Consider the following 18,260-nt stretch of genomic DNA (forward strand, 5'->3'; position numbering starts at 1 on the left):
ATAAATTTAAATTAATATGAGCGAAACAGTAAAGAAAGGACATCCTAAAGGACTATACTTTTTGTTTTTCACTGAAATGTGGGAAAGATTTAGTTACTATGGAATGAGAGCAATCTTCATTCTATTCATGACGAAAGTTTTATTAATGAAAGATGCAGATGCGTCAGAAATATACGGAAGTTATACTGGTTTGGTATATTTAACACCGCTTTTAGGAGGTTATTTATGTGACAAATTTTTAGGAAACAGAAGAAGTATTGTAATCGGTGGATTGCTAATGGCAATCGGACAATTCTTTATGTTTTTTAGTGCTTCAGTTGGTGCAGAAGGTGGAGTTTCATTAATGTGGATGGGACTTACTGCAATTATCATCGGTAATGGATTCTTTAAACCAAATATTTCAACAATGGTTGGTCAATTATATCCAGCTAACGATAGAAGAATTGATAGTGCTTTTACTATTTTCTACATGGGTATTAACTTAGGAGCATTCTTCTCGCCATTAGTTTGTGGTTCTATGGATTTCAAATGGGGATTTTTAGCAGCAGGTGTTGGAATGTTAATTGGATTAGTAGCGTTTATTTTTGGTCAGAAAAAATATCTTATTTCTGAGGAAGGAAAACACATTGGATTACCAGTTAAAAAATTAGATCCTAAAAGTATCGGAATGATTGTTGGTTCAATTGCTATAATATTTTTCATGTTGAACTTCAAACAAATGTTCAAAAGTGATATCGATATTATTAGCTACTTCATTTATGGTGCGATGGTAGCAATGCCAATTTTAATTTTTAGTGATAAAAGTTTAACTAAAATTGAAACGCAAAGAATTACAGTTATTTTTATTCTTGCCTTTTTCGTAATCTTCTTTTGGGGAGCATTTGAACAAGCTGGAGCTTCATTAACTTTATTTGCAGACAGACAAACAGAAAGAACTCTTTTTGGTTGGGAAATGCCAGCTTCTTACTTTCAATCAGTAAATCCTTTAGCTGTAATTTCTCTAGCGCCAATTATGACAATGGTTTGGGGGTTTTTATATGCTAGAAAATTAGAGCCATCTTCGCCTAAAAAAATGGCAATTGGTTTAGGTTTAGTGGCTATGGGATATGTTGTAATCGCTATTGCTGTTAAAGGTTTAGGATTAGGTGAAAAAGTTTCAATGTGGTGGTTAATTGGATTGTATGTAATTCATACAATTGGAGAATTATGTTTATCTCCAATCGGATTATCAATGGTTTCTAAATTAGCACCTTTACGTTTATCATCTTTAATGATGGGAACTTGGTTTTTAGCAAATGCTGCTGCCAATAAATTTGCAGGTACATTATCTGCATTGATTCCAGGTGGTGAAGATGGAACAGGAGGAGCAACTAGCTTTGTTGGGTTTCAAATCACAAATTTATATGAGTTTTTCGTATTGTTTATCATTATGTCAGGTGCTGCTGCTGCAATTTTATTTGTACTAAGTTCTTGGTTAGAAAAAAGAATGCATAACGATCACGTTGAACCTAAAGAAGGAATCGATTTAGAAGTAGAAAACAGATAATTTTTAAAAAAATTCATATCTTTCAAGCCTGTAATTAACGTTACAGGCTTTTTTTATTATCACTAAAACAACATAATTATGTGGAAATCACACCCAAAAGCATTGCCTTATTTATTTTTATCTGAAATGTGGGAACGTTTCGGATATTACTTAATGATTGGTATTTTTACTTTATATCTAAAAGATGTTGAAGCCGGTTTCGCCATGACGGAGAAAGAAGCTTCAGATTTATACGGAACTTTTATTGCACTAGTATTTTTAACACCTTTCATTGGTGGTTTAGTTGCCGATAGATATTTAGGGTATAAAAAATCAATTGTTATTGGTGGAATCATGATGGGTGCCGGATATTTCATGATGGGTATTCATAGTTTACCAATGCTATATATTGCTATGACTTTAGTAATTGTGGGTAATGGATTCTTCAAACCAAATATTTCCACTTTATTAGGTAATTTCTATAATGAAGATCAATACAAAGCCAAAAAAGACGAAGGATACAATATTTTCTATATGGGAATTAATGTGGGTGCCTTTGTTTGTAATTTCTTTGGTGCAGCCTTGCAAATTTTATTAGGTTGGCAATATGCTTTTATGGCAGCTGGTTTAGGAATGTTTATTGGTGTTGTTGTGTTTCTTTTAGGGACAAAACACTATGGAAATAAAACAGAGAAAAAAGGTATTCAAGAAGGAGATATGCCTTTCTCTAAAATTGTACTTTATATTTTAGTACCATCAGTAGTTTTCGGAATTATTGGTTGGTTAATTAAAGGTGTGGCTTCTGATGTAAATACTGATTGTGCCATTTTTGGTTCTGATAGTACGGATGCCTTTATTTTTGCTTGTATTCCAGTTGTGTATTTTTACGGTAGTTTATATTTCAAAGCGAAAGCAGAAGATAAAAGATCAATCGGTGCGTTATTATCTATTTTCGCCGTTGTAATTTTATTCTGGGCTGTATTTAAATTGAATGGTTCAGCATTAACAACTTGGGCAGATCGATATACAGATAGAGAAATGACAGGAACTTCTCAAGTATTATTTGATAAACTTAAATTAGCCAAAGAAGTAGAATATAAAAAGGATACCGTAGAACTTTATGATGCAAATTTCCGACTTCAAAAAGAAAATGGAGAAATTAAAAAAGAAGTAAATTATCCTTTATATTTTAGAAACGTAAAAGAAGAATTAAAGCCACAAGAAGGTTCTAAAGTTTCTTTATGGGCTACGAACTTAAGTCAATCAATCAATCCAGGTTGGGTTATTCTTTTAACGCCATTAGTTGTAGCATTCTTTACTTTTTTAAGAAGCAGAAAGAAAGAACCATCAACGCCAACAAAAATTGCATTTGGATTATTAATTTCAGCTTTATCGGTTTTAGTAATGGTGGCTGCAGTTCAAATTGGAAATAACGGATCTGAAAAAGTTTCCGTTTGGTGGTTAGTTGCCAATTATGGTATCATCACTATTGGAGAATTATTTTTAAGTCCAATGGGATTATCAATAGTTTCTAAATTATCACCAAAAAATATTACGGCTTTGATGATGGGAGGTTGGTTCTTATCAACTTCTATCGGAAATAAATTATCAGGTGTCTTAGCAAGTATGTGGGATACTTATGATGATAAAGCAGATTTCTTTTGGGTAAATTTCGGATTACTGATGTTTGCAACTGTTTTAATGTTTGCCTTAGTGAAGAATTTAAATAAAGTAATGAAAGATCACGGAATCAATTAATATGCAATCAATAGAAGAAATTCAAGACTTTAAAGGCACGTACCCTAAACAAATTTGGGGCTTGTTTTTTTCCGAAATGTGGGAAAGATTCAGCTTTTATGCCATGCGTGGGATGCTTACTTATTTTATGGTTTACCATCTTTTAATGGATGAAAAAACGGCACAATTGCAATATGGCGCAACACAAGCTTTTGTTTATGCTTTTACATTTATTGGAGGTTTATTTGCCGATAAGTTTTTAGGTTTCAGACGTTCCTTGTTTTGGGGTGGAATGTTAATGATTGTTGGAAGTACACTTTTAGCTATCAATCCCAAAGAATTTTTCTTTTTAGGGTTAGCCTTCAATATTGTAGGAACCGGTTTTTTTAAACCGAACATTTCTTCAATGGTTGGTCAGTTATACAAAGATGGCGATAGAAGAACGGATGCTGGGTTTTTATTATTTTATTCTGGAATAAATTTAGGTGCTTTTTTTGGCGGATTTGTTATTTCTGTTGGAAAAGGAACCATGTTATCCGATTATATTCCTGAACATTTACGTTGGAATGTTGCTTTCGGATTTGCCGCTTTAATGATGTTAATTAGTTTGGTGAATTTTATTTTTACCAAAAGAAATTTAGGTCCAATTGGAAGTTCGCCAATTGATACATCAATTAAAGAAAATAAATATAAGCAAATTGCGATTTATATAGGAACATTGGCGGCCATTCCGTTAATCATTAAAATGGTTTCCAATACGGATTACACCGATTATTTTATGTTTTTTATTGGTCCTTTCAGTTTGATTTATTTGTTTTATGAAATGACTAAAAACACTGCTTCAGAAAATAAAAAATTATTTGCAGCCTTGTTTTTCATATTATTTTCAGTTGTTTTTTGGGCTATTTTCGAACAAGCTGGTGGATCGTTAAGTTTATTTGCTGCCGAAAACTTACATGATAACCTATTAGGTTTTAGTATCGATCCAAATGCAGTTAATAATTCTATTAACTCTTTATTCGTTATTATTTTTGCTCCAATTGTCGGAATTTTATTTATCAAATTGTCGGAACGTAAATTAGAACCGAATTCTGTTCTAAAATTCGGATTGGCTTTTTTACTTTTAGGATTAGCGTTTTATACGTTTTATTCGATTAGTTTAACTGCTGATGCTTCCGGTAAAGGATCGTTAAACATATTTGCATTCGCTTATTTTATCGTAACTTTTGCAGAATTGTTCTTATCACCAATTGGTTTATCCTTAATGACTAAATTATCACCTTATCGTTTACAAGGTTTTATGATGGGAATGTGGTTTTTAGCCAGTGCATACGGACAATATGTAGCTGGATTATTTGGTGCTAGTATTACTCCAGATAAAAAAGCAACCAATTTAGATAAACTAATAATTTATGCTCAAGGTTACAAAGATTTTGCATTATACGCTGTAATTGCTGGTGTATTGTTAATTGTTTTTGTGCCCTTAATGAAAAAATTAATGCAAGAAGTTAAATAATTGATTTTAGGCATAATATTTGAATATATTTGTAAAATATTTATAGATTACTACTTATGAAAAAAATAATCGTACTATTCGTATTTTTAATAAGCGGATTTGTAGCTCAAGCTCAAGAATTAAATTGGCACACAGATATGTATAAAGCAGCAGAACTTTCTTTAAAAGAAAAAAAGCCTTTGTTGTTATTTTTTACTGGATCTGATTGGTGTGGTTGGTGTATCAAATTGCAAAAAGATGTTTTAAAGACTTCTGAATTTGCTACATGGGCTACAAAAAATGTAATATTAGTTGAATTAGATTTTCCTAGAACTAAAGCACAAGATGAAACTTTAAAAGCACAAAATGCTCAATTAGCACAAATGTTTAGCGTAAGAGGTTATCCAACGGTTTGGTTTGTTAATCCAGTTAAAGGAGAAGGGAATAAAATCGACTTACAAGGTTTAGGTTCTTTAGGATATGATAAATCTGCTACTAATTGGATAAATAATGCAACTGCCTTACTGCCAAAAAATTAATAGCAATTAATTTATAATATAAAATCCTTTTTCGGCTGTAGCATGGAAAGGGATTTTTTCTTTTACACATGTTTCTTTCCATAATTTTACATAACTTTTAAAGTTGGAACCATCTGCAATTATTTGTTTTGGATTTAAATCTGAAATCAATCGATTTAAATTTATCTTTGGCGAATTAGTCAGTATTACAACCTCGGGTTTTTCAGTTGTTTTATAAATGCCAATACTGTCAATACACAATATTTTTTTCTTAAAAGCATATGCGTTTTTAAGTGATTCAACTTTATAGTTTTTTACAAATTTACCTCGTATGTAGGCATCAATTGTTGTTTTTGAATTTTCAATATTATTGGTGTAAAAAACCGATGCATTATTTTTAGTTTCCACAAAAAGATTGGATTTCATAATGTTGAAAATCACAAATTCATCATTATTTTCTTCTCGAATTGTTAAATAAAAGTAGCCAAATTGAAACACAATAACTGTTGCCAAAATTGGTTTCATATTTTTAATTTTTGGAAAATATGCGAAATAAATAAAGCTTGCAATTATCAAATACATTAAAAAAACTAATACTTCATGAAAAGCTATATTTTTTATGATAAAGGATTCAAACTGAACTATCCAAGTCGTAAATTTATTCATTACTTCTATTAAATAATTTACGAAGATTGATACTTTAATTGCAATTTGAGGTAGTAAAAAATTCAGCGGAATTAAAATCAAACCTAAAATTAAAATAACACTAGAAAGTGGAATCGCAACAACATTTGCCACTAAAAATAACAATGGAAATTGTCCGAAATAATATAAAGTTAAAGGCAATACCCCAATTTGAGCGACTAATGAAATGAGTAAAAGAGATTTAGTTTCTCTAATTAGATAATATTTCGAATAACTGTATTTTCGAACTAGTGGTTGAAAAATTACAATACTTAATACCGCTGCAAAACTCAATTGAAACCCAATGTCGAACACATAATTTGGATTGATCAATAGCAAAACAAATGCAGAAAGCGCTAGTGAGTTGTAAACATTATTTTGTCGGTTTAAAACTTTTGCTAGTGCAATAATAGAAAACATCACTACCGCTCGAACAATTGAAGCTGAAAAACCAGCTAACAATGCATAAAACCATAAAATGCTTAAAGAAATAATAAATATTGAAATTTTTCCTTTTCTTAATTTTTGTAAAGGTTTGGTAAGCCAAAGTATGATGCCGTAAATTAAAGCGATATGCAAGCCTGAAATAGCTAAAATGTGTATTATTCCGGCATTTGCATAATTGTTGCTTAAATCTTTAGATAATTCGGTTTTTTCGCCAAATAACAACGCCATTAATAGATTGTAATTGTCTTTTTTGAAACTTTCTATCGGATAACTGTTTAGTAACTTCGATTTGAAAATATTGATAAAAGTGTACCCATTAGAACTACTTCTAATAATAACTTTTTCGGAATCTTTCACTTTAATTTCATGAAAAACATTCTGTTTGTTTAAGTAGTTGGAATAATTAAATTGATTCGGATTAAAATTCTCTTGTAGTAATTGTGGTGTTTTAAAAAGTTTGATTTGATTACCGACTTCTATGTTTTTATTTAGTTCTTTAGGAATATAACAAATGATTTTTCCAATACAGTTATTAGAATTTATTCCATTGGTTTTAATGATGAATTTATTGTAATATTTAGTCGGTTTTAACTTCTCTATTACAAGTCCTTGAATGATATTCTTTTCTAAAATAAAATTAGAAAAATGTTTGTTGGAATTGCTTTCATTATTCGAAAAAGAAGAAAATATTCCGAAGCTTATACTCAATGTGAAAGTGAAAACAGTAAATAAATGATTGTGTTTTTTTCTTTTCTGATTATAGAAATAAAACAATAAAAATCCTATAACACTTATTCCTATGCTAATACCAATCTCAATTAAAGTTAATTTTAGGAAATTCTGTGTTAAAATTCCAATTAAAAGCCCAAAAAGTATGGGAACTATAGGGAACTTAATAAAATTCATGGTTTTTTATTCTAAGATTCTATTTACACCAACAAAAGTTCTTGCGTAATAGTTTTCTGCAGTAGAAGAGTAAATTACACCGCTACTGGTTGAAGAATGTATGAATTTAATAACACCATCTGCATTTTCAGTAACTATACCAACATGGCTAACGCCACCACCACTCGTATTAAAGAAAATTAAATCGCCTGCTTTGGCTTCACTTTTTAAAATTCTTTTACCTACGCGCGACATTTCTGCTGAACTTCTTGGTAATTCAATGTCAAATTGTGTTAAGGTATAATTTACAAATCCAGAACAATCAAATCCGGCTGGAGTAGTTCCGCCACCACGATACGGTGAACCTAAATTTTCTGCCGCAACGTTTAAAATTTGTTCTTTAATATAATCTGAAACTTCAAAAGTTGGGGTAAAATCATGTGGTGTTTCTTCGTCTACAACTACTTTTATTTTAGATTTTTCAATAGAATCATGACGCGCTTTTTGCTTCGCTTTTTCAAGGGCTCTTAATTCTTTTTTAGTAGGTTTTGTAGGTTTGTCTAATCCTTGTTTTTCTGTAAAGGAATAGGCGCCAACTTTTACTGCTTCGTTCTTTGACGTAATAATTGTGGGCTTTTGAACTGATTTACAACTATATAAAAAGATAGTTAGTAAAAATATATAAATAGAATTTTTCAATTTTTTTTCTTGTTTTTATGGCTGCGAATTTACAAAATTATTTTTTTATTGATTTTATTATCCATTCAGCGGTTTTTTGACTTGCGCCATTACCACCTAATTTTTGTTCTAAAATGCTATAATTAGTTAACATTTCTTCTCTTTGAGTACCCGAAAGTATCTTGTTTAATTCCGATTCTAAATTTTTGGTATTCAATTCATTCTGAATTAATTCTTTTACCACTTCTTTGTCCATGATCAGATTCACCAATGAAATAAATTTCAACGTAATGATGCGTTTGGCAATCTCATAAGAAATTCGGTTAGCCTTATAACACACAATTTGCGGCACTTTAAACAACGCCGTTTCTAATGTCGCCGTTCCAGAAGTCACTAAAGCGGCATGTGAAACACTTAGTAAATCGTAGGTTTTATTGCTAACAAAGTTGACATTTTCTGTAGTTAGAAATTGCTGGTAAAAAGCATATTCCTGACTCGGAGCACCAGCGATTACAAATTGATACTCGGAGAATTTATCTACAACCGATAACATAATCGAAAGCATTTTTTCAATTTCTTGTTTTCTGCTTCCAGGTAATAAAGCAATGATTGGCTTGTTGGATAACTTATTTTCCGCTGTGAATGTTTCAAATGATGTTTTTTCTCTATTTGAAATGGCATCAATTAATGGATGACCCACAAATTCAACTGGGAAATGATGTTTTTTCTCGTAAAAATCTTTTTCAAACGGAAGAATAACATACATTTTATCCACATCTCGTTTGATGTCTTTGATTCTTCCTTCTTTCCAAGCCCAAATTTGAGGAGAAATATAATACTGATTTTGAAAACCTAATGGTTTCGCCCATTTTGCTATTCGCATATTGAAACCAGGATAATCAATGTAAATAATCGTATCTGGTCGGAACAACAAAATGTCTTTTTTACAAAATGAAATATTGCCTAAAATGGTACGTAAATTCATCACTACTTCAGCAAAACCCATAAAAGCTAAATCGCGATAGTGTTTAACTAAAGTTCCACCCACATTTTGCATTAAATCGCCACCCCAAAAACGAATTTCGGCAGTTGGATCTTTCGCTAAAATGGCTTTCATTAAGTTGGAACCGTGTAAATCGCCCGAAGCTTCGCCAGCTATGATGTAATATTTCATTTGTTGTAATAATTTTGGCTAAGATAGGCTTTTTCTATTTTTTCGTATAATTAAATTTCGCGCCACCTTGTTTCAATACAAAACTATTGTTTCCAAAATCGATTTCAATTCCCGCTTGTGCGAAAACAAAAACAGTATCTGTAGAATAAGTCAATTGAAAACTAGGTTGACCCGTAGCTTGTGCTAATAAATTACCATCTTTTTCAAACACTTTTATTTCTAATGGAATGTCTTTTGAAGTATAATCACCCACATATTTTTTAATTAATTCGGCATCTAATTTGTTGAAATTTGGAAAAGGATACGGCAATTTATAATAGATGCTTAAAATTCCAATCATGATGTCGTTCTGACTATAATTTTCGCCATTCACAATTAACGAAATCGTCATGTCGTCTTTGTCGTAATAACCCATTGTCGATTCGAAACCTTCAATTTTACCGTTGTGACCGTAAAATTTTCGTTCTCCAAAAGGGAAACGAATTAACGCCATTCCGTAAGTGTCTTTCAAAGTTTTCATCAATTCTAATGAAGCTGGAGTGACTAAAGTTCCTTTAAAAAGTTCTCTATTGAATTTCGTTAAATCTTCCGGATTTGAAATGATTCCGCCCGAAGCAAAAGCGATATCATTATCCCATTCATCATTTTTTACCCAGTTTTCACCACTAAACATATATGAATAACTTTCTCGATTTGATATGTTCGTTTTCTCTGAAGTATAGTATGTGTTTTTTAAATACAATTTACCTGTAATTCTGCTCTTTAAATTTTCAGCATAGGTTTTTTTGGTAACTTTTTCAAGAATCAATCCTAAAATAAAATAGTTTGAGTTGCTATATTCATGTTTTGAATCCGGTTCAAATAACGAAGTATAATTTTCAATTTTCTTTAAAACTAATTCTTTAATATTTGGTTTTCCTGAAACGTCAAATAATGTTGGGTCTGCATTGGCGTAATCTTTTATTCCAGTTCTTTGGTATAATAAATGTTCAATGGTAATTTTATCTGCATTGTCAATTTTTGGGAAATATTTATTCAATTTTGTAGTCAATAAAATCTTTTTTTCATCCACTAATTGCATAATCATGGTTGCCGTAAACGTTTTCGTAATAGAACCAATTTTATATTTTGTTCCTCTATTGGCTTTAATTCCTTTAGTGGCGTCTAAATATCCATATTGTTCATTAAACACAACTTCATCACCCTGACGAATGCAAAGTGAACCCATAAATTTATCGTTGTCAAATAAATAAGTTAATAAACTATCAATTTTTGCTAAACGTTTGTCTTGCGCAAATGTTGTAAATGAAAGTAAAAGAAATAAAATAGAAAGATATTTTTTCATGCTTAACTTGTTTTATTTATTAGTTGATTAAATTATAAAAATGTTACTTTTTAAGTTGAAATACAAAATTACGTTCTTTAAAAATTATTTTTTCAATAATTAACTCAAATTTTAGACCATTTATTGTTCCGATATTTTTGATTTTTTCAATTTCGCAATCTTCCGACAAAATCATGTAACAAAAATTACGGTCATTTATAAATGTAGGTAATTCTGTAAATAATTTTTCAAAATACTCGAAATGTTCACCGCAAAACCAAGCTTTTTCTTTTGTGTTTTTTGCTTTTTTAGGATAGTATGGCGGATTAATAAGGATATAATCGAAGGTTTTGTGTTGTAGATTTTCAAATAAATCCGATTCTAAAATGGATAATTCTAAATTAAGTTTAGTGGCGTTTTTCTCAAGATAGAATAAGGCCTTTTTATTAATATCTGTTGCAAAAACTTTTGCACCTTTTTGGGTTGCGAATAAGGAAATAATGCCGCTTCCACAGCCTAATTCTAAAAAGGTTTTATCTTTAAGGTCGAAATCTTTTATAAAGCTTAAAAGTATTTTTGTACTAAATGTTAAATGAGGCGGAAACACATCTGGATGAACTTTGATACAAATGCCATCATAGCAAAACGTTCTTGGTTTGTAATAGTATAATTTCAAACCAAGTTTTAAAAAAGGATGCGTTATTTTTTTTATAAATTTTCTCATTTTGAAAACTATTCTGAATAAAAACCTTCAATTTCTGGTTGACGGTATTTCCATAATTTATGCAACGCCTTAATTTCATATGGGAAATGATAAAAACCTGTTTTATATCTCACACTTGAAATGGTTTTTAAAATTGTTTTTTTGTATCCTTTTATTCTGAAATCGGAAGCCGTTGGATAATATCCGTTTAAAACAGTTTCAAAGTTTTTAATCGTATCAATCATATAGGGTTTTAGCCAAGGCGTTAACGGGTTTTTTCTCAAATCGAAATTTTCCCAACTTGGCGAAATCCAATCTTCTAATTGTTCTGGAAAATGAAAACCAGCCTCTAAAATTTGTTGGTACAATTCGGAACCTTCTGTTGGAACCGGACTAAACAAATAGATGATAATTTCTGCATTCGGATTGATGGTTTTGATTTCTTTAATGAAATTTATATCCCATAAAATTTGATCGTACACTTCTTTTTCAGTAGGCGCAGGCATTCCTAATACAAATGACAATTCCGGAACAATGTCGGCGTTTTTCATACGCAATACAAAATCTTTAATCATTTGTCCGGTTTGCGTTCCGCCTTTATTCATTTGTTTTAAAACGGCATCATTACCTGTTTCTGCACCTAAAAAAATCATTTTGCAGCCGGCTTTTCGCATCAGCTTTAATTCCTCATCCGAATACATATTGATAGTATCAATTCTGCCTTCTCCCCAATAACTGATGTTGTCATTTATAATGAGTTCTGAAAATTCTAAGACGCGTTTTTTAGATGTGAAAAAATTATTATCGTGAAATTCAATGGCATCAATGTTATAGTTGGATTTGAAATATTTCACATCTTCATAAATACGATTCGCCGACATGCCTTTCCATTTCGCATTGTAAATAGGAACTACTGCACAAAAGGAACAAGAAAACGGACAACCCATACTCGAATGATACGACAAGGTTTTATTTCCCATAAAGGTTTTGGCTAAATAATTTCGAACGGGATAAAACGTATTTAAATATTCGTACGGGAATTTTGGTAAAGTATCTTGATCCAATAAAGCTTCTACACAATTTTTAATAATTTGTCCATCTTCATTTTTGAAAATCAGGTTTTTGATAGAAGGTAATTGCTCTAAATTATTACTTTCTAAAGCTTTTAAAAGTTCAGGAAATGTATTGTCGCCAGGTCCGTTTATTATATAATCTACATAACCAGATTGTAAACAAACGTTGTATTGATTGGATGCGAAATAACCGCCCCAAACCGTAATAGTTTCTGGAAATAGTTCTTTAATTTTTTTGGTAAATGGAATCGCTTGACGCAATTGCGGTCCGGGCATTACGGTTGAACCAAAATATTTATATTCACCAGTTTTTAAATAACATTCAATAGTTACCCATGGATTTTTTTCTAAATTTCCATCTACAAAAACATATTCGAATTTTCCATGAATAGATGCACCCACTTGCAAAATTGAATTGGGAATTCGATGTTTGCTGTTAGCGCTTCGTGGGTTGAATATGATAATTTTTCCTTTCATTTTAAAATGCACTACAACATCTACTACAGGCTGGCAATTGTCCGCCGTTATTAATTAAATCTTCCCTAAAATTATTCAAAACAGTTGAATTCCAAATTTGTTTTAGGTTTTCAGAATACAAATTCCCTAAAGTTAAATTGTAACATCTTCCGTGAGCAGGAATTACACTTCCATCAGATTTTATCATGATATTTGAGAAAACATCATTACAAATTTTTCCAATTTTTTTCTCTGGTTTCAAGTAAAATTCAAAAAGTTTCTCTTTGCTTTCAATTTCAGGTGAAAAACTTATTGGGAAATTATTTTTTACTTTTTTTATTGTGTTTATTTCTTCCCAAAGCAAATCTAAATTATAATTGTCAATATTAATTTCTTCAATATTTGAAGCTGTTGCTTCATATTTTGACTTCCAAATTAAATTATGAGAATCTGCAATGGATTGAGTGGTGAAATTCGTGTGCATAAATCCAATTTGTTTTAAAGGGAAACCTTTAAAAAATCTTACAAATTCTTCTAAAAAACCAATGTTCCATTCTGTTATCACACAAAATACAGAAATGGATTGTTTTGGATTAATTCGTAAAATTTCTTCAATTCCATCAACAGCTTTTTGAAAAGATTTAGTGTGTCCTCTTATTTCATTATGAATTTCTTGTGGACCATCTAATGAAATAAATAAATCAGATAAACCGCCATTTATTAGTTTTGACGCATTTTGTTTTAAAGTTAATGCATTTGTTGTAATTGTGGTTTTTATTTTTTTATTTTTTGCATATTCTAATGATTCTTGTAAATGAGGATAAACAAGTGGTTCAGTAAAAGCATAACCTAATTTTGAATTTGGATAATAAAGCGCCATTTGATCAATAATTTTCTTAATCAACTCTAAAGGCATATTTAATGGATGAGTACCAATAAGATTTTGAGCAAAATTTGTATCTAAAGTTTTGGTTCCAACATCACACATTTTGCAATGTAAATTACAAACATTATTTACACCCAAAACAATCCAATCTGGTGAGAAAAAATAGTTTTTGGGTAAAACTTTTTGGTTTACTTTTTTTAGTATAGTATTAATCATTAAAAATTGATATTATATTTTAAAGCTCTATACGAATAGGTAAAAGAATTTGGGTAATTACTAAAACTCATATCCAATACAATATTTCCATTCGAATTTATTTCCGTAATGTCTGATTTATTTGCATTAACTTGAGAAGTAACATTGCCACCCCAACCTATAAAATAATTGCCATTGCTTAGTTTTTGAGCTGAACCCATGATGTCGAAATATCTTCCGGTTTCGGTATATCCTTTTGCAATTGTTGCATTAAAATTTGTTTCATCAATATCAAATTCTACCAATCTAGATTGTTTTGGGTTTTTCGTTACACCATTATCAAAAAGCAATAAATTTCCATTACTTAAAATCGTAGCATGATGTGGATGTGAAATTATATTGTTTCCCGTTAAGTAGAAATCGCTATTGCTACCACCAAAGCGCCACATAATTTGTCCGTTGGTTCTGTTGATTTTAATAATTTGATTCGTATGTCGAGCCGAAACAATAAAATTATTGTCAATTGGATCAATATTTATTGAATTAAAATGAAAATAATCAACTCTCGGATTCGTAGTAAATTGTTGGTAATAAATGGGATCGGTATGTTGTAAAAATTCTGGAAAATCTGCCGAATTCCATTCGAATATAACTTGTCCGTTTATAATTTCTTGAAAAACAAAATCGACTAATTCAACCGAATTCGATCCGCCATATGCTGTCATGTCTACTCCAGGACGATAAACATATGCGGGTAAAATATAATGATTGTCATCAAAATAAATACAATCATGATTGTCGGTTCTAATGTATCCATGATTGTTGTTTGGTAACAATTCGAGTTGATTAATTTCCTCAAATTTTTCATTCATAATTATGATTTTTCCTAAAGTATGATCGTTATAGGAAAATCTTTTTTGACCACTATTCGTTTCAAAATATTTGAAATTGATAATTTGATTGTTTGATTTTTTATAATAAACCGGAAAACCATCGTTATTTAAAATAGCAATATAATTGGTTGGATTAGGATTGGTATTCGATAAATGAAATTGATTGATTAAAATATAACCATCAGAAGGATTGTTTTTAGTGATAACATTTATAGCTGGCATGTCTGAAGGCATGTAATGAATTGTATAAATTATCGCTTCGGCATTTTCATTATACGATTTTATAACAATGTCATCGCCAGGTTGTAATTGAATGCTAGTAATATTAGAAATTACTTTCTGATTGTTAATGTAAATTACTTTTTGAGAATCGAAATTATCAATAGTAATGTCAATTAAATTTAAAGTGTTTAAAGAAGTAATGTAATAATCTTTCACTGCTGGATTAAAAGCAGGATAAAGTTCTCCTGTTGAAACATGCAAAGAAGAAATGGTATTATCTATTTTTAAGTCCTCTTCAGAACAAGAAATAAATAAAATGGAACTAAAAATTAAAAGCAAAACGTTAAAGCTTTTCATTTTTATTTTCTTTTAATATTAGTAACAAATATAACCATTGTGAAATACATACAGAAATTACAACACCTAAAATTCTAAAGTGTGGAATGAAGAAAAACGCTAAAATTATATTCAAAATAACGATGATGAAACTATATTGCATTATAATTTTTTCTTTTTCTTTTCGATAAAATTGTAAAATGTCAATCGTATAAATAAAAGTAGGTATAGTTGATAATGCAGCAAATAAATAGATGAATATAGAGAATTCAATTTGTAGCGCATTTTTTAAAAAAATCCATATTGATAATGTAGCAACACTAATAATTGGAAGAGTAAGCAGAAGAATTTTCGATTTAATTTTCGAAATTGAAAATTCTGGTAATCGAAATAAGTGTTTGTTGATGGGTAAAACTAAATAAGCAGGAATGGATTGAAGAATAATGAAACAATTCATTAATATTTGATATTCAGATAATTCCTTTTTCGAGAAAAAATAATTAACTACATAAATATCGCATTTTGAAGCTAACCAACCACTAAACCCAATTAAAAAAAATGGTAAGGTTTTGTAAAGATTTTGAAATGAAAAATTTAATGATACAATTTTGAAATTCAATTTTAAAAAGCCAAATAAAATTAGATTTTTAATTAGAAAACTAAAGCAAAAAAGTAATAAAATAGTAGATAATTCAAAATGTGGATTAAAATAAAATCCAATGAAAAGAATGATCATTCCGACAATTTCAGCAATAAATTGTAATTCGAGTTTCTGTTTATACACAACTAAAATCTCATAACTATTGTAAATGAAAATGAGTAGTATAGCTAAAATTGAATATACCGAAATTGTGATAGGATAAAAAGCAAACAAAGAAAAACTTGGAAGTAGCAATACACTTCTTTCAATTAAATTAGAATAAAATACCGATAGATAATTGGAAGTGTTTTTAGTTAATTCTTTAATCAAGTAGTTTTGACCCGACCATTTTGCTAGAAACGCTAATAAGTAAATCCAAATTGAAAGAGAAATGAATGTTCCCCAATTCTCTTTTCCATAAAACTTAATTCCAAAAAATAGAATTGAAAAATTAAAAAGTGGTAAAGAAACCAATTTTAAAATACTAAAGAAAAGTTGTAAAAATCTATTCATGGTATACTTTTAAATAGTTTTCTACTGTTTTTTCAATCGTAAACGGATTATTGAAATTTTCTGAAAAAGAAATTGACAATGCTTTTTTACAAGCAGAAATCATTTCTTCTTTAGTTTCAGCAAGTAGCCAATTTTCTGTAGGAACTACACAACCAACATTTTTAGAAACAATTAAAGTATTACTTTCTATGGCTTCAGGAAAAATCATTCCGAAACTTTCAAAACTGCTAGTGTGTAATAATACTTTTGCCTTTGATACTTGTTCTAACGTTTCTTGATAAGGCAATAAACCAGTGAAAGTTATAGTGTTTTCCAGATTTAAATTTTTTATTTTTTCTTGTAGTTTTTCTTTTTCAATTCCTTCTCCAATAAGTTGTGCTCTAATTGGTGTACTTTTATATAATTCAAAAATAACTTCTATAAAAAGTTCGTAATTTTTTAATGGAATTAAAGAACCAACGCCAATAATATCAATGGTTTTTGTTTTCGTTTTAGAAAATTTTGTTTTGCTAATTCCCCAAGAAATAATATCCGGTTGCAACAAATAATTTTTAAAAAAATGTTGTTGTTGAAAGCTACTTAAACAAATCAGCTTCATGTTCTGTACGGGAAGCAATTTCGAATATAAATTCTTCTTTTTTACATCTCGACCCATCAGTGTGCAAATGTGTTTTATGTTGTATTTGTTTGAAAATAAATTCCCTACAAAAGCACATTCGCCTAACCAAAAACTATGCAATATTGATATTGGAAGTTCTGCATTTAGTTTTTTTAATATTTGAAAAGCAGCATTCCAAATTTGAATTTTTTTGAGTTTTTTGTTTTTTCCATTTAAAGGGATGACATTGCAATTATGCCAATTATACTTTTTTTTAGTGTATGGAAATTGAAAAGCAATAATCGTAATTTGTAATTCAGGTAGCTCTTTTTTTAAAGCAAAAATATATTCTTGAAGAGCAGGAATAGTAGTAGTATCCGATTCATTTTGAGCAAAACCAGGTGTTAAAAAGACGATATGTTTTAAATTGAAGCTCAAATTATCTTAGCCATTTTTTATTGGTAAAAATCAATTCATTATGCTTAATCAATGAAGGGTTTTCTACTAAATCAGTTTGTGAAATCATATCACCTTTATGTGTGTATATGAATTGGTATTTTGAAAATCCGTTAAATAAATTCTTTAATTTTTTGTCAATTTTATTCTTTAAAAAATTGATTTTGAAAATGTGTTCAATCTTTAAAATAACTTTAGTTAAAAACCTAGATTGAATAAATTTTGCGTACAAGTTTTCATTTAAATAATTGTAATGAAAAGAAACATATAACGTTGGATAATTCAATTTGGATAAAGTTGATTCCAAAGTTGGTAAAATTAAAAATTCAGCGCCCTCAATATCTATTTTAATAAAACTAGTATTTGCGATATTGTTATCATGAATAAGTTTCTCAAATGTAATGGTCTCAATTTGATCTGTAGTTAATAAATCTCTTTTTCTTTCTAAAATACTTGAAGAGGATTCTCCATACTTTTCTCTGGCGAATAAATTTGTAACACCATTTACATTAGAAATGGCTTTTTTAATGGGTTTAATTTTGGCTTTAATTTCTGGGTTTAACCCAATGTTTTTTATCAATTCTGAAAAGCAGTTATTGTCAGGATCAATTGCAAATACTTTGTTAGATTTATGAGCTAGATATAAAGTGGTAATGCCGTTCCAACATCCTAAATCGATTGTGTTTTGGTTTTCATCAGTGAAATAATCAAAAATTTCAAAAGTATATGGTTCCCACAAACCAGAATTGATATGTTCATATAATTCTTGGTGTTTACCAGTAGCTATATTTAAAATAATATTGTTAATTGAAATTTCCATTT

The 18,260-nt window shown here is 29.6% G+C and carries 15 protein-coding genes; 4 read left to right on the plus strand and 11 right to left on the minus strand.

The window, feature by feature from the left end:
* Positions 1-16 precede the first annotated feature (16 nt).
* The 4 genes from BMY86_RS11090 (at position 17) to BMY86_RS11105 (ending at position 5,296) form a co-directional block, all read left to right on the plus strand.
* Positions 17-1,546 (plus strand): peptide MFS transporter, encoded by a 1,530-nt coding sequence (locus BMY86_RS11090; RefSeq protein ID WP_091469239.1) that lies wholly within the window; start codon positions 17-19, stop codon positions 1,544-1,546.
* A 78-nt stretch (positions 1,547-1,624) separates the two neighbouring features.
* Positions 1,625-3,283 carry a peptide MFS transporter gene (locus BMY86_RS11095; RefSeq protein ID WP_091469242.1) on the plus strand — a complete coding sequence of 553 codons (1,659 nt, stop codon included), beginning with the start codon at positions 1,625-1,627 and terminating at the stop codon, positions 3,281-3,283.
* A gap of 1 nt (position 3,284) precedes the next feature.
* A complete protein-coding gene (locus BMY86_RS11100) occupies positions 3,285-4,778 on the plus strand; it encodes a peptide MFS transporter (RefSeq protein ID WP_091469244.1) in 1,494 nt (497 codons plus the stop codon).
* A gap of 56 nt (positions 4,779-4,834) precedes the next feature.
* A complete protein-coding gene (locus BMY86_RS11105; protein WP_091469245.1) occupies positions 4,835-5,296 on the plus strand; it encodes a thioredoxin family protein in 462 nt (153 codons plus the stop codon).
* Between the two features lie 6 nt (positions 5,297-5,302).
* Here the strand turns inward: BMY86_RS11105 and BMY86_RS11110 are convergent, their stop codons facing one another.
* The 11 genes from BMY86_RS11110 to BMY86_RS11160 are packed head-to-tail and all read right to left on the minus strand — an operon-like array spanning position 5,303 to position 18,258.
* The gene (locus tag BMY86_RS11110) at positions 5,303-7,312 is read right to left on the minus strand and encodes a ComEC/Rec2 family competence protein (protein ID WP_091469249.1); all 2,010 of its coding nucleotides are present in this window, start codon (positions 7,310-7,312) and stop codon (positions 5,303-5,305) included.
* Positions 7,313-7,318: 6 nt separating this feature from the next.
* A complete protein-coding gene (locus BMY86_RS11115; protein WP_091469252.1) occupies positions 7,319-7,990 on the minus strand; it encodes a C40 family peptidase in 672 nt (223 codons plus the stop codon).
* Between the two features lie 37 nt (positions 7,991-8,027).
* Entirely contained in the window at positions 8,028-9,143 is a 1,116-nt protein-coding gene (lpxB, locus tag BMY86_RS11120; RefSeq protein ID WP_091469254.1) for a lipid-A-disaccharide synthase, read from the minus strand.
* Between the two features lie 34 nt (positions 9,144-9,177).
* Positions 9,178-10,488 carry a serine hydrolase domain-containing protein gene (locus BMY86_RS11125; protein ID WP_091469257.1) on the minus strand — a complete coding sequence of 437 codons (1,311 nt, stop codon included), beginning with the start codon at positions 10,486-10,488 and terminating at the stop codon, positions 9,178-9,180.
* A gap of 43 nt (positions 10,489-10,531) precedes the next feature.
* Positions 10,532-11,191, minus strand: a complete 660-nt coding sequence (locus BMY86_RS11130; RefSeq protein ID WP_091469260.1) for a methyltransferase — start codon at positions 11,189-11,191, stop codon at positions 10,532-10,534.
* Between the two features lie 8 nt (positions 11,192-11,199).
* Positions 11,200-12,720 (minus strand): B12-binding domain-containing radical SAM protein, encoded by a 1,521-nt coding sequence (locus BMY86_RS11135; protein WP_091469264.1) that lies wholly within the window; start codon positions 12,718-12,720, stop codon positions 11,200-11,202.
* Between the two features lies 1 nt (position 12,721).
* A complete protein-coding gene (locus BMY86_RS11140; RefSeq protein WP_091469266.1) occupies positions 12,722-13,801 on the minus strand; it encodes a radical SAM protein in 1,080 nt (359 codons plus the stop codon).
* Positions 13,801-15,252, minus strand: coding sequence for an aryl-sulfate sulfotransferase (locus BMY86_RS11145; protein WP_091469269.1), 1,452 nt, complete (start codon positions 15,250-15,252; stop codon positions 13,801-13,803). The genes BMY86_RS11140 and BMY86_RS11145 overlap by 1 nt, the downstream gene beginning before the upstream one ends.
* The gene (locus tag BMY86_RS11150) at positions 15,239-16,384 is read right to left on the minus strand and encodes a lipopolysaccharide biosynthesis protein (protein WP_091469272.1); all 1,146 of its coding nucleotides are present in this window, start codon (positions 16,382-16,384) and stop codon (positions 15,239-15,241) included. Before BMY86_RS11150 ends, BMY86_RS11145 begins: the two co-directional genes overlap by 14 nt.
* Positions 16,377-17,420: a glycosyltransferase gene (locus BMY86_RS11155; RefSeq protein WP_091469276.1), complete on the minus strand. Its 1,044-nt coding sequence runs from the start codon at positions 17,418-17,420 to the stop codon at positions 16,377-16,379. Before BMY86_RS11155 ends, BMY86_RS11150 begins: the two co-directional genes overlap by 8 nt.
* 1 nt (position 17,421) lies before the next feature.
* Entirely contained in the window at positions 17,422-18,258 is an 837-nt protein-coding gene (locus tag BMY86_RS11160; RefSeq protein WP_091469278.1) for an FkbM family methyltransferase, read from the minus strand.
* Positions 18,259-18,260 lie beyond the last annotated feature (2 nt).

Source organism: Flavobacterium urocaniciphilum, assembly GCF_900110615.1.
In the GTDB taxonomy this organism is placed as follows: domain Bacteria; phylum Bacteroidota; class Bacteroidia; order Flavobacteriales; family Flavobacteriaceae; genus Flavobacterium; species Flavobacterium urocaniciphilum.

Excerpts from the sequence above, each read along its gene's own strand:
- BMY86_RS11090 (WP_091469239.1), top strand. The coding sequence starts at position 17 with ATGAGCGAAACAGTAAAGAAAGGACATCCTAAAGGACTATACTTTTTG.
- BMY86_RS11095 (WP_091469242.1), top strand. The coding sequence starts at position 1,625 with ATGTGGAAATCACACCCAAAAGCATTGCCTTATTTATTTTTATCTGAA.
- BMY86_RS11100 (WP_091469244.1), top strand. The coding sequence starts at position 3,285 with ATGCAATCAATAGAAGAAATTCAAGACTTTAAAGGCACGTACCCTAAA.
- BMY86_RS11105 (WP_091469245.1), top strand. The coding sequence starts at position 4,835 with ATGAAAAAAATAATCGTACTATTCGTATTTTTAATAAGCGGATTTGTA.
- BMY86_RS11110 (WP_091469249.1), bottom strand. The coding sequence starts at position 7,312 with ATGAATTTTATTAAGTTCCCTATAGTTCCCATACTTTTTGGGCTTTTA.
- lpxB (WP_091469254.1), bottom strand. The coding sequence starts at position 9,143 with ATGAAATATTACATCATAGCTGGCGAAGCTTCGGGCGATTTACACGGT.
- BMY86_RS11125 (WP_091469257.1), bottom strand. The coding sequence starts at position 10,488 with ATGAAAAAATATCTTTCTATTTTATTTCTTTTACTTTCATTTACAACA.
- BMY86_RS11130 (WP_091469260.1), bottom strand. The coding sequence starts at position 11,191 with ATGAGAAAATTTATAAAAAAAATAACGCATCCTTTTTTAAAACTTGGT.
- BMY86_RS11135 (WP_091469264.1), bottom strand. The coding sequence starts at position 12,720 with ATGAAAGGAAAAATTATCATATTCAACCCACGAAGCGCTAACAGCAAA.
- BMY86_RS11140 (WP_091469266.1), bottom strand. The coding sequence starts at position 13,801 with ATGATTAATACTATACTAAAAAAAGTAAACCAAAAAGTTTTACCCAAA.
- BMY86_RS11145 (WP_091469269.1), bottom strand. The coding sequence starts at position 15,252 with ATGAAAAGCTTTAACGTTTTGCTTTTAATTTTTAGTTCCATTTTATTT.
- BMY86_RS11150 (WP_091469272.1), bottom strand. The coding sequence starts at position 16,384 with ATGAATAGATTTTTACAACTTTTCTTTAGTATTTTAAAATTGGTTTCT.
- BMY86_RS11160 (WP_091469278.1), bottom strand. The coding sequence starts at position 18,258 with ATGGAAATTTCAATTAACAATATTATTTTAAATATAGCTACTGGTAAA.